Consider the following 14,065-nt stretch of genomic DNA (forward strand, 5'->3'; position numbering starts at 1 on the left):
CTCATGAAGATACTGGTGGCGGTGAAGCGCGTCGTCGACGCGAACGTGAAGGTGCGGGTGAAGGCGGACGGCAGCGGCGTCGATGTTGCGAACGTCAAGATGGCGCTCAATCCGTTCGACGAGATCGCGGTTGAGGCGGCGGTACGCCTGAAGGAAGCGGGCCTCGCCGGCGAGGTCATCGCGGTATCGATCGGCGGCACGGAAGTGCAGGAGACGCTGCGCACCGCGCTCGCGATGGGCGTCGACCGCGCGATTCGCGTCGACACGCAACACGCCTGCGAGCCGCTCGGCGTCGCGCGGGTTCTGGCAGAAGTGGCGCAGCGCGAAGCGGTCGGCCTTGCGTTGCTCGGCAAGCAGGCCATTGACGACGACTGCAACCAGACCGGTCAGATGCTGTCGGCCTTGACCGGGTGGCCGCAGGCGACCTGTGCTTCGGCGCTCGAATTCTTTGGTGCGGGCGAAGCGGTGGTCACGTGTGAAGCCGACGGCGGCGTGGACACGCTGTCGCTGCGCCTGCCGGCGGTCGTGACGGTCGACCTGCGGCTCAACGCGCCGCGCTATGTGACGTTGCCGAACCTGATGAAGGCGAAGAAGAAGCCGCTCGATACGGTGACGGCCGAGTCGCTAGGCGTCGATATGACGCCGCGCCTCGAAGTGTTGCAGCTGCGTGAGCCGGCGCCGCGCGAGGGTGGCCGCCGCGTGGCGGACGCCACGGAACTGGCCGGCGCGCTGAAGTCGTTCGTCGCGCCAGTCGCTGCAATGGGAGCACGTTGATGAGCACGCTGATCCTCGCGGAACACGACGGCGCGCATCTGCATCCAGCGACGGCGAGTGTGATTGCCGCCGCCCGTGCGTTGCTCGGGCCGATCCATCTACTGGTGGCAGGGGCGAACATCGGCGCAGTCGCGGACGAAGCCGCATGTGTCGAAGGCGTCATGCGCGTGCTGGTGGCGGACGACGCCGCACTCGAGCATGCGCTCGCAGAACCTTGGTCCACGCAGCTGCTCGCGCTGGCAGGCGATTACGATTGCCTGCTTGCCGCGGCAACGTCGATCGGCAAGCGCGTGATGCCGCGTGTCGCCGCACGCTTGAACGTGCCGCAGGTATCGGACATCACTGCGGTGATCGACGCTCACACGTTCGAGCGCCCGATGTACGCCGGCAACGTGATCGCGACGGTGCGGGTCAATGACGGTGTGGTGGTCGGTACCGTGCGCGCGTCGGCGTTCCCGGCGGTGCAGCAGACGCAGCCCGCCTGCGAACGCGTGACAGTCGAATGCGCCGCGCGCGCCGACACGACTACCGCGCGCTTCGTGCGCCGCGCCACGACCGTGAGCGAGCGGCCGGATCTGGCGACGGCGCGGGTCGTCGTATCGGGCGGACGGGGCCTTGGTTCGGGAGACAACTATCAGCGCGTGCTGACGCCGCTGGCCGATCGGCTCGACGCGGCGCTCGGCGCATCGCGCGCGGCCGTCGACGCGGGCTTCGTGCCGAACGACTATCAGGTCGGCCAGACCGGCAAGATCGTCGCGCCCGACCTGTATGTCGCGGTCGGTATCTCCGGCGCGATCCAGCATCTCGCGGGCATGAAGGACGCGCGTACGATTGTCGCGATCAATCAGGACCCGGAGGCGCCGATCTTCGGCGTCGCCGATGTCGGGCTCGTCGCCGATCTGTTCGACGCGGTGCCGGCGGTGGTGGCGGCGCTGTGAAGAAGAAGGAACGCCCGCGTCGCTGCATCACTCAGCGCACGCGACGCGCGGGCAGGTTTCACGAAGCAGGCGGTAGAGCAGCAGTTGCGCAATCGGGGTATTGGAGCCAATCAACGAACGGAGTGGAGACATGTTTAAACGGTTTTTCACGCATACGCTGGCGCGTGCGCTCGTCGTGTGCGCGGTCGGTGCGCTGGGTGCGAACGCGCAGGCCGCGGACCTCGCACAGTCGTCGTGGTGCGCGGCCGGCAAGCCGGTGAAGTTTGCGGAGATGGGGTGGGACAGCGCGAAGTTCATGACCGAGGTCATCCGCTACGTGCTCGAAAAGGGCTACGGCTGCAAGACCGAGCTGACGCCCGCCACCAACGCGATCGCGCTACAGGCGGTGTCGACGGGCGACCTGAACGTGATGGTCGAGTACTGGTCCGGCCGCACGCCGGCGTTCGAAACCGCGGCACATGACGGCCGCGTGAAGATCGTCGGTTCGCTCGTGAACGGCGGCAGCGTCGAGGGCTACTACGTGCCCGACTACGTGATCAAGGGCGACCCGGCGCGCGGCATCAAGCCGATCGCGCCGGACCTGAAGAGCGTGACCGACCTGCCGCGCTACAAGGCGCTGTTCGCGGACCCGGAAGACCCGTCTCACGGCCGCCTGTACAACTGCCCGATTGGCTGGCAGTGCGAGTCGGACACCGAGCAGAAGATGAAGGCCTACAAGCTCGACGCGTCCTACACCGATTTCCATCCGGGTTCCGGGCCCGCGCTCGACGCGGCGATCGAATCGGCCTTCACGCGCGGCAAGCCGATCCTGTTCTACTACTGGGAACCGTCGACGATTCTCGGCCGCTTCCACGCGGTCAAGCTCGACGAACCGGCCTACAACGCGGCGTGCTGGAAGACCATCAACGGCAGCAAGGACGCGAACCCGTGCGGCTCGGCGTCGCCGCCCACCACGCTGCGCGTCGTCGTGTCGAACTCGGTGGCCGATAGCGACCCCGCGGTGCTGTCGCTGTTCGACAAAGTCCAGTTTCCGATCGGCGCGATCAACGCGACCCTCGCGCAGATGGCGAGCACGAAGCTTGCACCGCGTGACGCGGCAGTCGATTATCTGAAGGCGCATCCGGCCATCGTCGCCGGCTGGGTGCCGGATGCGGTCGCGCAGAAGGTGGAGGTCAGCCTGAAGTAACCGACGGATCGACGGCGCCGGGCGGCGCCGTCCACTGAAAAGGGTAGTGCAATGAACGGCATCTTCTATCCGCTGCACCTGGGTGACCCGATCAACCAGTTCTTCACCGGCGTGGTATCGCGTTACGGCGACGTGTTTCATCACGTCAGCGTGGTGCTGCTGATGTACGCGCTGAATCCGGTCGAGGCGCTGCTGAAAGCGGCGCCGCCGCTCGTCGTGATCGCGTTGATCGGCGCGATCGCGTGGCTCGGCGGACGGCGCATCGGACGCGCGCTGCTGCTGATGGCGCTCACCTATGTGATCGGTTGTCTCGGCCTGTGGGACAAGCTGATCTCGACCTGCGCAATCATGCTGACCGCGCTCGTGCTGACCACCATCATCGGCGTACCGGTCGGCATCACGGTGTCGCGCAGCGCGTGGCTCGCGCGGGTCTGCAATCCGGTGCTCGACATGATGCAGACGCTGCCTTCGTTCGTTTATCTGATCCCAGTCGTGATGCTGTTCGGGCTCGGCCGTGTGCCGGCGATCTTCGCGACGATGATCTACGCGCTGCCGCCGCTCGTCAGACTCACCGATCTCGGGCTGCGGCAGGTGCCGGCGGATGTCGTCGAGGCGTCGAAATCGTTCGGCGCGACGTCGTGGCAGCAGTTGATCGCAGTCGAACTGCCGCTCGCGCTGCCGTCGATCATGGCCGGTGTCAATCAGGCGGTGATGATGTCGCTCGCGATGGTCGTGATCGCGTCGATGATCGGCGCGCGCGGGCTCGGCGAGGACGTGCTGTCCGGCATCAACAATCTCGACATGGGCCAGGGCGTTGTCGCGGGCGTGGCCATTGTCATTCTCGCGATCGTGTTCGATCGCATCACGCAGTCGTTCGGCGTGAGCCGGCGGCTGCGCCGACAAGCCCGGAGCGCATCCGTATGACACTCTCCATTCTGCGCGGCCTGCGCGCTTCGCTCGACGCCGGCGCGCATGGTCCGGCGGCCCGGCCGGCCGCCGATGCATCGTTTGTGGCGGGCGCCCGGCCGGCCGCCGGTGTGGGCTCCGCTGCTTCTGGCGCGCCGATTCTCGAATTGCGACATCTGTACAAGGTGTTCGGCGGGCACCGGCGCCAGGTCGAATCGGCGCTGTCGCTCGCGAAACAAGGCGTGACGAAGGACGATGTCCTGCAGCGCACTGGCTGCAATGTCGCGGTGCGCGACGTGTCGCTGTCGATCCGCGAGGGTGAGATCTTCGTCATCATGGGCCTGTCGGGCTCGGGCAAGTCGACGCTCGTGCGGCACTTCAACCGGTTGATCGAGCCGAACAGTGGCGAACTAATGTTCCGCGGCATCGACGTGCTGCGCCTGGGCCCGCGGGCGCTTCGCGACATGCGGCGCAATCACATCGGCATGGTGTTCCAAAGCTTCGCGCTGCTGCCGCACAAGACGGTGCTCGAAAACGTCGTGTTCGGCCGCTGGGTGCGCGGCGATCCGAAGGCGGAATCCGATCGCGTGGCGCGCGAATGGATCAACGGGCGGCTCGGCCTGAAAGGCTACGAACAGCGCTATCCGGACGAACTCTCGGGCGGCATGCGGCAGCGCGTCGGGCTGGCGCGCGCGCTGGTGTCGGACCCGGACGTGCTGCTGATGGACGAGGCGTTCAGCGCGCTCGATCCGCTGATCCGTGGCGAGATGCAGGACATCCTGCTGGAAATGCAGGCGGTGCTGCGCCGGACCATAGTGTTCATCACGCACGATCTCGACGAAGCGATGAAGATCGGCTCGCGCATCGCGATCATGAAGGACGGCGCCGTGATCCAGGTAGGCACGCCGGACGAGATCCGCCGCGCGCCCGCCAACGACTACGTGCGGCGTTTCGTCGACGCGCGCTGAGGGGCGGCAGGGCGATAGTCAGATAGACCGACGAAGACTACGAATTCGCGCATCTTCGTTGCATCGCCTGTTAGTTATCCTGATAGATGGTTGGTTAAAGGTAAAGGACGTATTGCATATTATGGACAACACCTCAGTCGACTGGCTGTTCACCTTCCAGTGTCCCGACCGGCTCGGTATCCTCGCGAAAGTCTCCGACCTGCTGTACAAGCGCGGCGCCTTCGTGACGGCGTCGTTCCACTACGGCGACCCAGGCACGCAGACCTTCTTTTGCCGGATGATTTTCGATGATCACGTGATGAACGTGCCGCTCGAAACGATGCGCGACGATCTGGATACGCTCGCGTCCGAACTCGACATGCGCTACGTGCTGCGCCGCGCGGACTATCGCCCGAAGGTGCTGATCGCGGTCAGCCGCTATGACCATTGCCTCACGCTGCTGCTGACGAAGTGGCGCGCGGGTGCGCTCGCGGTGGATATCGTCGGCGTTGTGTCGAACCATGAGGATTGTCGCGCGCTCGTCGAATGGCACGGCATTCCGTTCCATCACTTCCCGATCACGCCGCAGACGAAGCCCGAGCAGGAAGCGCGCATTCTCGCGCTGTTCGACCGGACCGGATCCGAACTGCTGGTGCTCGCGCGCTACATGCAGATCCTGTCCGACGACATGAGCCGCCGGCTGGAAGGCAGGGCCATCAATATTCACCACTCGTTTTTGCCGGGCTTCAAGGGTGCGCGGCCGTATCACCAGGCGCACGAGCGCGGCGTCAAGGTGATCGGCGCGACCGCGCACTTCGTCACGAGCGATCTGGACGAAGGGCCGATCATCGTGCAGGAAGTGAAGCCGGTCGACCATACGCAGCGCGCCGAAGACATGGCACTTATCGGCCACGACACCGAAGCCATCGCGCTCGCGAGCGCCGTGCGCCTGTTCAGCGAGGGCCGGGTGTTCCTGAACGGCCAGCGCACCGTCGTTCTTTGAACGCTCATTCGTCCGGCGAGGGCAGCAGGTGGAAAAGTATTCGTTTCTGAACATCGTGCGGCACGGGTTGCGCGGGCACCGTCAGTGGCAGCCCGTGTGGCGCAACCCCCGGCCGAAGACGCGCTACGACGTGGTGATCATCGGCGGCGGCGGGCAGGGGCTGGCCACCGCCTACTATCTCGCAAAGCGGCACGGCATCACGAACGTCGCCGTGCTCGAGAAGGGCTGGCTCGGCGGCGGCAACACGGGCCGCAATACGACCGCGATCCGCTCGAACTACTTCTACCCGGAGAGCACGAATTTCTTCGAGCACTCGCTGAAGCTGTACGAAGGGCTGAGCCACGAGCTGAACTACAACGTAATGCTGAGCCAGCGCGGCGTGCTGACGCTCGCGCACAACCCGCATCAGATGGACATGCTCGAGCGCTGGTCGAATTCGATCCTGCTGCAGGGCATTGACGCCGAAATGCTCGAAGTCGGGCAGGTGCGCAGCTTCATGCCGCTGCTCGACACGCGGCGCAGCGCGCGCTTCCCGATCTACGGCGGCTTCATCCAGCGGCGTGGCGGCGTGGCACGTCACGATGCGGTCGCGTGGGGTTACGCGCGCGCCGCGGACGCGCTCGGCGTCGACATCGTGCAGAACTGCGAAGTGACCGGCATCGAGGTCAGCGACCGGCGCGTGCTGGGCGTGCGCACGCGCGACGGGCTGGTGCGCGCCGACAAGGTCGCGATCGCGGTGGCCGGCAATTCGTCGGTGGTTGCGCGGATGGCCGGGTTATCGCTGCCGATCGTGAGCGGTGCGCTGCAGGCAATGGTCAGCGAACCTGTGAAGCCGGCGCTCGACGGGCTCGTCGTGTCGCCCACGGTGCACGCGTACATCAGCCAGTCGGATCGCGGCGAGATCCTGATCGGCGGGCGCGCCGACGGCTATCCGTCGTACGGCCAGCGCGGAGCGCTGCCCGCACTCGAAGACACATTGAGCGCCGCGCTGAACCTGTTTCCGAGCTTCAGCCGCCTGAAGCTGATGCGCCAGTGGGCGGGCATCGTCGATATCTCGCCGGATTCGAGTCCGATTGTCGGCAGGACGCCGATCAATGGCCTGTATCTCAGCACTGGCTGGGGCACCGGCGGCTTCAAGGCGATTCCAGCGGGCGGCGACACGCTCGCGTATACGATCGCGCACGACCGGCCGCATCCGCTGGTCGAGCCGTTCGGGCTCGATCGTTTCACGACTGGCCGCTTCGTCAACGAAGCCGCGGCGGCCGGCGTCGATCACTGATTCCATCTCCGACCATGCTCCGTCTCCACTGTCCGTACTGCGCGAGCCTGCGCGACGAAGAAGAGTTCACCTACGGCGGCCCGCTCGAACGCGTGCGTCCCGCCGACCCGTCCCAGCTCGACGATGCGGCGTGGGCCGCGTGGCTGTTCGAGCGCGACAACCCGCGCGGCCTCGCGCACGAGCGCTGGCGCCATACGTTCGGTTGCCGCAAATGGTTCGGCGTCGAGCGCGACACAGTCACGCACGTCGTACGTCGCACCGCGCCGCTCGACGCGTGCGCGCGTCACCCTGAGGCCTTGCTGCCTACTTACACGCGAGGTGCCGATGAAGCCGCTTGAACGTGTGACGCCATTCGGCCGCGAGGATGCCGGCGATCCTGCGCAGATTCCGTTTACGTTCGACGGAAAGCGCTACACCGGCCGCGCCGGCGATACGCTCGCGGCCGCGCTGCTCGCGAACGGCGTCGATATCGTGGGTCGCAGCTTCAAGCTGCATCGTCCGCGCGGCGTGTTTGCCGCGGGCATCGACGAATGCAACGCGCTCGTGCAACTCGAAGCCGGCGGCTTCGACGAGCCGAACGCGCGCGCCACCCTGGTCGAGCTGTACCCGGAACTGCGCGCGCGTGGCCAGAACGCGTGGCCGAACGTCCGCTTCGATCTGTTCAACGTGCTGGACCGGTTCCAGCGCTGGCTGCCGGCGTCGTTCTACTACAAGTCGATGATCTGGCCGAACTGGCACTTCTACGAACGCTTCGTGCGGCAGATCGCGGGGCTGGGCCGCGCGCCGGAAGCCGACGATGCACAACGCTACCAGCGCCGCAACGTGCATTGCGACGTGCTCGTCTGCGGTGCGGGGCCGGCAGGACTCGCCGCGGCGCTGGCGGCTGCTCGTGCTGGCTTGAACGTGATCGTCGCGGAGCAGGGGCGCACGTTCGGCGGCGCGTTGAACGACACACGCGAACTGCTGGATGGCGTTCCGGCGATACGCTGGGTCGAGTCAGCAACGGCGACGCTGCGCGCGATGCCGCGTGTGCGGCTGCTGTCGGATACTACAGTTTCGGGCTACTACGAGAACAACTTTCTGGTGGCGGTTGAGCGCGTCGCGAACGCGCAGGGACCGGCGGCGGGTGAGGGCAGTTTGCGCGAGCGCTTGTGGCGGATCCGCGCGGGCGAGGTCGTGCTCGCGACGGGTGCGCTCGAAAGGCCGCTCGTCTTTGCCGACAACGACAGGCCCGGAGTAATGCTCGCGGGCGCGGTTCGGAGCTATCTGAACCGCTTCGGCGTGGTGGCCGGACAGCGCATCGTCGTGGTAGCCAATCACGACGACGCTTACCGGACTGTGTTCGACTTCCACGCTGCGGGACTGCGCGACATCGTCATGGTGGATACGCGAAGCAATGTACCGGCGCGCTTGCGTGCGGCGCTGTCGGAACGCGGCATTGCATTGCACGCGGGCTACGGTATCCAGCGCGTGCGCGGCAAGCGTCGCGTGCGGGCCGTTGAGATCGCGCGTCACACGGGCAGCGGCCGGCTCGAAGGCGTATCCGTCACGCTCGCGTGCGATCTCGTCGCGATGTCGAGCGGCTGGACGCCCACGATTCATCTGTTCAGCCAGGCGGGCGGTAGCCTGCGTTATGACGACACCCAGTTCTGCCTCGTGCCGGATCAATGTGCGCAGGCGGTGCAGGTGGCGGGCGCGGCGAACGGCGTGTTTTCGCTCGCGGCGTGCCTGCGCGAGGGCGATGCGGCGGGACGAAAAGCGGCACGGCGGCTTGGCGCGAAGGTGGACGTCTCTGCCACTGCGATAGCTGCACGGTTACCACACGCCGAAGAAGAACCAGCAAAACTCGGCATCGAACCCTTCTGGTTCACGCGCACCACGCGCACCGACAAACAGTGGCTCGATTTCCAGTACGACGTGAAGGTGTCCGACGTGGCGCTCGCGATGCGCGAGAACTTCCAGTCCGTCGAGCATGTGAAACGCTACACGACGGGCGGCATGAGTATCGATCAGGGTAAGTCGAGCAACTTCAACATCCTCGCTGTGATGGCCGAACTGAGCGGCCGCCCGATCGTCGACGTCGGCACGACGCGCTTCCGTCCGCCGTACGCGCCAGTCACGCTCGGCACGTTCGCGGGGCCGACCGTCGGCGAGCGCTACGCGCCGTGGCGCACGCTGCCGGCGCATGCATGTCACGCCGCGCAGCAGGCGAGCTTCGACGATTACGGCTGGCGCCGGCCGGGCTGCTACCTGCGCGACGATGAAGATATCGCCGCTGCCACCACGCGTGAGGTGCTCGCAGTCCGCAATGGTGTAGGGCTATTCGACGGCTCGCCGCTCGGCAAAATCGACGTGCGCGGTCCGGATGCGGCGGCGTTTCTCAACCGCGTCTATGTGAACAATCTGGCGACCCTCAAGCCCGGCTTCGCGCGCTACGCGATGCTGACCAACGAGAACGGCGTGCTGATCGACGACGGCGTGATCGCGCGGATTAGCGACACGCGCTTCATCGTGCATGCGACGAGCGGCGCGGTCGATCGCGTGTTTCTTCTGCTCGACGAATATCTGCAATGCGAGTGGCCCGACCTACGCGTGTTCGTCAACAACGTGACGACGCAGTGGGCCAACGTGACGGTGTCCGGGCCGCATGCCCGCGCGCTGGTGAGCAGCATCGACTCGGACATTGACTGGGATCCTCAAGCGTTCGGCCACATGCAGTTCCGGCAAGGCACGTTCGCGGGCGCGCCTGCACGCGTGCTGCGCGCGAGCTTCACGGGAGAAGCGACCTACGAGATCTCGGTGCCGGCGCGTTACGCCGCGTCGCTGTGGGAGACCGTGCAACGCGCGGGCGCGCCGCTCGGCGCGACGCCGTACGGCATCGAGGCGCTCGAGGTGATGCGCACCGAGAAGGGCTATCTGCACATCGGTGCCGACACGGACGGCGCGTCGAACCCGCACGACATTGGGTGGGAAAGGATCATCGCGAAGAAGCAGGGCGACTTCATCGGTCGCCGCTCGCTGCAGCGTCCGGCGGATCTCGACGCGCGAAGGCTCGCGTTCGTCGGCATCGAAGCGATCGATGCGGGCGAGCCGCTGCCGGTTGGCGGCCACTTTGTCGAAGCGGGGCCGCTCACGCCGCCCACATGCTCGCAAGGGTACGTAACGGCCGCTTGTCTTTCGCCGATGCTCGGGAAATCGATCGGGCTCGGCATCCTCAGCAACGGCGCGGCACGCATCGGCGAGACCGTGCAGATCTACGCAAAGGGCAAGGTCTGCGCGGCGCGCATCGTCCCGCCCGCTCATTTCGATCCGCAAGGAGAACGTCTGCATGTCTGAGCTCGCTGCACGCTCGCTGACGGCAACCCAATGGGCGCCGCCCGGACGGTTCCCGGTCGGCACGCCAAATCTGTCGATAGAAGAGTTGCCGCTCGCCGGCATCGTTCGTCTGCAAAGCCGCCTCGACGAGTCGGGATGGTTAGTGAGACTCGCCGCCGCGGCCGGAGTCTCCGCGCTGCCGGATACTGGGTGCTGCACGGTCGTCACCCCGGCCGAGCACTTCATCGCATGGAGCGCGCCGCGCGAATGGCTGGTCTTTTGCCCGCTTGCTGAAGAAGCGCAACGGCTCGAAGCGCTCGAAATCTTGTGCGATGACAGCCTCGCGGTCGCAACGTTGATCTCAGACAGCCGCGTGGGCTTCCGTGCAACCGGCGCCGATGCGCCTGCGCTCCTTGCCAAGGGCACGGCGCTGAATCTGGAGACGGACGCTTTTCCTCCGGGCAGCGCGGCCGCCACGCGCTTCGCCGGATTGGCCGCGACGATCGTTCATCGGGTGCCCGGCGAGTACCTGGTCTATTTCGATGTCGCGTACAGCGAGTTCCTGATGCGCTGGTGGCTCGACGCGGCAGACGAATTTTTCGCCGCGACTCGCTGATATCAACGCTATTGCCAGCACCAAGCCAAGAGCCAACGTCAGCGCCTGCGCCAACATCAACTCGTGCGGCGTGCCCATCGTCCGATGCGCACGCGCCACCTACCTCGACACCGACCATGATCATTGACGGAAAAGCCATTGCCGCCGAACTGAACGCGGCCACGCGTCGCGCCGTAATGCGACTCCAACAGGAACACCATGTGACGCCGACGCTAGCCGTCGTGCTCGTGGGCGAAGATCCGGCAAGCCAGATCTATGTGCGCAACAAGGTGGTGCAGGCTGAGGCGGCAGGATTGCGCAGCATCCGGCACGTGCTGCCGGTCCACACGCCTGCCGACGAACTGCTCGCGCTGATCGGCACGCTGAACGTGGCGCCCGACGTGCACGGCATTCTGGTTCAACTGCCGCTGCCGGCGCACATCGACGAAGGCTGCGTGATCGAAGCGATAGCGCCGCACAAGGACGTCGACGGCTTTCATCCGGTCAATGGCGGCGCGCTGCTGAACGGCGATGCAAATGCGCTCGTGCCGTGCACGCCGCAGGGCTGCATGCTGCTCGCGAAGCGCGCATTCGACGGTGCGCTGTCCGGCAAGCGTGCGGTCGTGGTCGGCCGCTCGAACATCGTCGGCAAACCGCTCGCGATGCTGCTGGTGCAGGCTGACTGCACCGTGACGATCGCGCACTCGCGCACGAAGGATCTGGCTGCGGTGTGCCGCGAAGCGGATCTGCTGTGCGTGGCGGTTGGGCGGGCGGAGCTGGTCAAGGCCGAGTGGGTGAAGCCGGGCGCCGTGGTGATCGACGTCGGGATCAACCGGGTGGGGGAGGCGGAGCGCGGCTATCGCGTGGCGGGTGACGTCGATTTCGTCGCGGTGCGGGAGGTGGCGGGGGCGATCACGCCAGTGCCGGGCGGTGTCGGCCCGATGACGATCGCCTGTCTGCTGCGCAATACCGTGCTGGCGGCGAGCCGCGTTGCGGGCGTGGATGTGTCGATCTGAGTGGTGTTGGCGACGCGGCTACGGCTATGGCCGCGTGACGCGCGTCGCGGAAGCGAAGGGCCACGCGACGCGCCGAAAACGGTCCAGCGTCAAAGCGCAAACGGCGAACCGCGAACGTCAAAAACGCAAGACGGGGGTTGTCAAGCACTACGCGCCGCCACCCCCGCCTTATGCCATCAAAACACGTGCAGAATGCCGAGCCGCACGACGCCTTGCTTGCTGGTCGACGACGAATTGTCGGTACCGGTGATGTACGCGTCGTCGAGGAACGTGCCGGTGGAACCCGACACCTTCTGGTAAACGGCATGCGCATACACCATCGTGCGTTTCGAAATGTTGTAGTCCACCACGAGGCCGAACTGATTCCACTTCGGCTTCGAGTCGCCGTTGCTGCCGTCATAGCGGCCGCTCGTGTAGGTGTACATCGCGCCGGCTGACAGCGACGGCGTGAAGTGGTAGAGCGCGTTGAGTTCGAAATTGTCGAAGGTCAGCGAATTCACCGTGATGCCTGCCGGAAAGGACGAAGGCGTCAGATAGCCGTTGCCGGTCGGCTGGTCGAGCCGCGTGTGCGTGTAGACGAAGCCGAGTGTCGCCGAAGCTAGCGTGTAGTTGGCGCCCGCGCCGAACTCGCGCTGATGGCCGGCAAAGAAGCTGGCGTCGTTCGCGGCGACGGCGCCTGTCGAGCCGATGCCGACGTTGTTCAGGTCCATGTAGGCGGCGCCGAACGTCAGGTCGCCGATCGCGTAGCTCGCGCCGAAGCTCATCGCACGGTTGTTCGCGAACTGGCCGGCCGCGTTGCTGAAGCCATACACGCCGCCGAATTTCAGGCCGCCGTAGTTATTGCTTGTGTACTTGACCGAGTTCGAGACGCGAAAGGAGTTATCGGTGTTGTCGTTGTCGTACGGGTGCGCGAACAGGTAGCCCGCCCAGTTGCCGTTCGCGGTCAGTGGCGCGACGTAGTCGACCATCGAGTCGTATTGTCGGCCGGCCGTGAGCGTGCCGAATTTGTCGCTGGAAAGCCCGACGAGCGCCTGACGGCCGAACATGCGGCCACCCTGGTTCAGCCGGCCGGAACTCAGGTCGAAGCCGTTTTCGAGCGTGAAAATCGTTTTCCAGCCGCCGCCCAGATCTTCCGCGCCCTTCAGGCCGAACCGGTTGCCGGCGCCATAGCCCGCCGCCATTTCGATGTTGTGCTTGCCACCGGTATTGGTTGTGTAGTTCAGGCCTTCGTCGAGAATGCCGTACAGCGTGACGCTCGACTGCGCGAACGCGGGCGAGGTCAGCGTGGCGGCTAGCGCGACGACGATCGACTTCTTCTTCATTGACATGCTCCAGACGTGGACTTCACTTATGAATATTTAATTGCCAGTCCGTAGCGGCGTATTGCGCGATCCGGTTACTGGTGTCTGAGCGTATGAAGACTAAAATTCGCTGACAAACCAAAGAAACGCATGGCATGCATCAAAATCCGAATCCATGCGAGGAAGGGGCGGGACTATGTCGCTTCATCCAAAGTCACTCGGTAGATCTTCAAATTGCGACGCGAATGCCGCGCGGTTTTATTTTGGCCAGTCGCACAGCCAAAAGTGCATGATGCGATAATTCATGTCGCGACCTGGCCTTAACGCATATGCCCGCCTTCAGACGTTCGATCTGATCGTGAATCGTATCCACGCGATCTTTCAAGTCCAGTTACCTGCGCCTTCTGGGGCGCGTCGCGACATAAGAGCGAGCCACGTCCGCGTTGCCCCCTTTTCAATTCCCTGATATCCAACTTTAGCGTAGGCGTCCGTTCCCTCGCCATGCAACATCGACTCATGCTGCCATGAGTCATGAGCGCTGGTCGCCGTTCGGTCCATTGAGGTTGTGCGCCAACCCTGACTGCGCGTCTACGCTGACATGCGCGTTCAACTCGCGCGAGTGATCTCACTTTTTCGTCTGGTTCACGTCTGGGTTACGTGTGCGGGCGGCGTTCTTCGTCGAATTGAGTGCTAAAAACTAAGTGGCCTCGCCCGCTGAGCCGGAAAAGTCTCATCAAGGAATTCCCGGTTACGCGCGCTTCGTTGACAGATCCAGACCAAGAGTGAGTTTCGTAATCAAGGGTAG

At 65.2% G+C, this 14,065-nt stretch carries 12 protein-coding genes; 11 read left to right on the forward strand and 1 reads right to left on the reverse strand.

The window, feature by feature from the left end; genetic code table 11:
• The first annotated feature begins 3 nt into the window (after positions 1–3).
• The 11 genes from U5775_RS22190 (at position 4) to U5775_RS22240 (ending at position 11,959) form a co-directional block, all read left to right on the forward strand.
• Positions 4–774, forward strand: a complete 771-nt coding sequence (locus U5775_RS22190) for an electron transfer flavoprotein subunit beta/FixA family protein (protein ID WP_322060244.1) — start codon at positions 4–6, stop codon at positions 772–774.
• The gene (locus tag U5775_RS22195; RefSeq protein WP_322060245.1) at positions 774–1,712 is read left to right on the forward strand and encodes an electron transfer flavoprotein subunit alpha/FixB family protein; all 939 of its coding nucleotides are present in this window, start codon (positions 774–776) and stop codon (positions 1,710–1,712) included. The genes U5775_RS22190 and U5775_RS22195 overlap by 1 nt, the downstream gene beginning before the upstream one ends.
• Before the next feature lie 130 nt (positions 1,713–1,842).
• Positions 1,843–2,898 carry a glycine betaine ABC transporter substrate-binding protein gene (locus U5775_RS22200; protein ID WP_322060246.1) on the forward strand — a complete coding sequence of 352 codons (1,056 nt, stop codon included), beginning with the start codon at positions 1,843–1,845 and terminating at the stop codon, positions 2,896–2,898.
• A gap of 51 nt (positions 2,899–2,949) precedes the next feature.
• Positions 2,950–3,822: a proline/glycine betaine ABC transporter permease gene (locus U5775_RS22205; RefSeq protein ID WP_322060247.1), complete on the forward strand. Its 873-nt coding sequence runs from the start codon at positions 2,950–2,952 to the stop codon at positions 3,820–3,822.
• Entirely contained in the window at positions 3,819–4,772 is a 954-nt protein-coding gene (locus tag U5775_RS22210) for a betaine/proline/choline family ABC transporter ATP-binding protein (RefSeq protein ID WP_322060248.1), read from the forward strand. Before U5775_RS22205 ends, U5775_RS22210 begins: the two co-directional genes overlap by 4 nt.
• 121 nt (positions 4,773–4,893) lie before the next feature.
• Entirely contained in the window at positions 4,894–5,754 is an 861-nt protein-coding gene (purU, locus tag U5775_RS22215) for a formyltetrahydrofolate deformylase (protein ID WP_322060249.1), read from the forward strand.
• 28 nt (positions 5,755–5,782) lie between these two features.
• Positions 5,783–7,033, forward strand: a complete 1,251-nt coding sequence (locus tag U5775_RS22220; protein ID WP_322060250.1) for a sarcosine oxidase subunit beta family protein — start codon at positions 5,783–5,785, stop codon at positions 7,031–7,033.
• A 14-nt stretch (positions 7,034–7,047) separates the two neighbouring features.
• Positions 7,048–7,371: a sarcosine oxidase subunit delta gene (locus tag U5775_RS22225; protein ID WP_322060251.1), complete on the forward strand. Its 324-nt coding sequence runs from the start codon at positions 7,048–7,050 to the stop codon at positions 7,369–7,371.
• Positions 7,358–10,369, forward strand: a complete 3,012-nt coding sequence (locus U5775_RS22230) for a sarcosine oxidase subunit alpha family protein (protein ID WP_322060252.1) — start codon at positions 7,358–7,360, stop codon at positions 10,367–10,369. The genes U5775_RS22225 and U5775_RS22230 overlap by 14 nt, the downstream gene beginning before the upstream one ends.
• A complete protein-coding gene (locus U5775_RS22235; RefSeq protein WP_322060253.1) occupies positions 10,362–10,964 on the forward strand; it encodes a sarcosine oxidase subunit gamma in 603 nt (200 codons plus the stop codon). The genes U5775_RS22230 and U5775_RS22235 overlap by 8 nt, the downstream gene beginning before the upstream one ends.
• Positions 10,965–11,080: 116 nt before the next feature.
• Complete coding sequence (locus U5775_RS22240; RefSeq protein WP_322060254.1) at positions 11,081–11,959, forward strand: bifunctional methylenetetrahydrofolate dehydrogenase/methenyltetrahydrofolate cyclohydrolase FolD; 879 nt, start codon at positions 11,081–11,083, stop codon at positions 11,957–11,959.
• 176 nt (positions 11,960–12,135) lie between these two features.
• Here the strand turns inward: U5775_RS22240 and U5775_RS22245 are convergent, their stop codons facing one another.
• Positions 12,136–13,281, reverse strand: coding sequence for a porin (locus tag U5775_RS22245; RefSeq protein WP_322060255.1), 1,146 nt, complete (start codon positions 13,279–13,281; stop codon positions 12,136–12,138).
• Positions 13,282–14,065: the final 784 nt, after the last annotated feature.

This window comes from Paraburkholderia sp. J63 (assembly GCF_905220245.1).
Classification (GTDB): Bacteria; Pseudomonadota; Gammaproteobacteria; order Burkholderiales; family Burkholderiaceae; genus Paraburkholderia.

What these genes read in the sequence shown, in the direction of transcription:
- U5775_RS22210 (WP_322060248.1), top strand. Translation starts at nt 3,819, where the DNA reads ATGACACTCTCCATTCTGCGCGGCCTGCGCGCTTCGCTCGACGCCGGC.
- U5775_RS22235 (WP_322060253.1), top strand. Translation starts at nt 10,362, where the DNA reads ATGTCTGAGCTCGCTGCACGCTCGCTGACGGCAACCCAATGGGCGCCG.
- U5775_RS22230 (WP_322060252.1), top strand. Translation starts at nt 7,358, where the DNA reads ATGAAGCCGCTTGAACGTGTGACGCCATTCGGCCGCGAGGATGCCGGC.
- U5775_RS22190 (WP_322060244.1), top strand. Translation starts at nt 4, where the DNA reads ATGAAGATACTGGTGGCGGTGAAGCGCGTCGTCGACGCGAACGTGAAG.
- U5775_RS22200 (WP_322060246.1), top strand. Translation starts at nt 1,843, where the DNA reads ATGTTTAAACGGTTTTTCACGCATACGCTGGCGCGTGCGCTCGTCGTG.
- U5775_RS22195 (WP_322060245.1), top strand. Translation starts at nt 774, where the DNA reads ATGAGCACGCTGATCCTCGCGGAACACGACGGCGCGCATCTGCATCCA.
- U5775_RS22245 (WP_322060255.1), bottom strand. Translation starts at nt 13,281, where the DNA reads ATGAAGAAGAAGTCGATCGTCGTCGCGCTAGCCGCCACGCTGACCTCG.
- purU (WP_322060249.1), top strand. Translation starts at nt 4,894, where the DNA reads ATGGACAACACCTCAGTCGACTGGCTGTTCACCTTCCAGTGTCCCGAC.
- U5775_RS22240 (WP_322060254.1), top strand. Translation starts at nt 11,081, where the DNA reads ATGATCATTGACGGAAAAGCCATTGCCGCCGAACTGAACGCGGCCACG.
- U5775_RS22225 (WP_322060251.1), top strand. Translation starts at nt 7,048, where the DNA reads ATGCTCCGTCTCCACTGTCCGTACTGCGCGAGCCTGCGCGACGAAGAA.
- U5775_RS22205 (WP_322060247.1), top strand. Translation starts at nt 2,950, where the DNA reads ATGAACGGCATCTTCTATCCGCTGCACCTGGGTGACCCGATCAACCAG.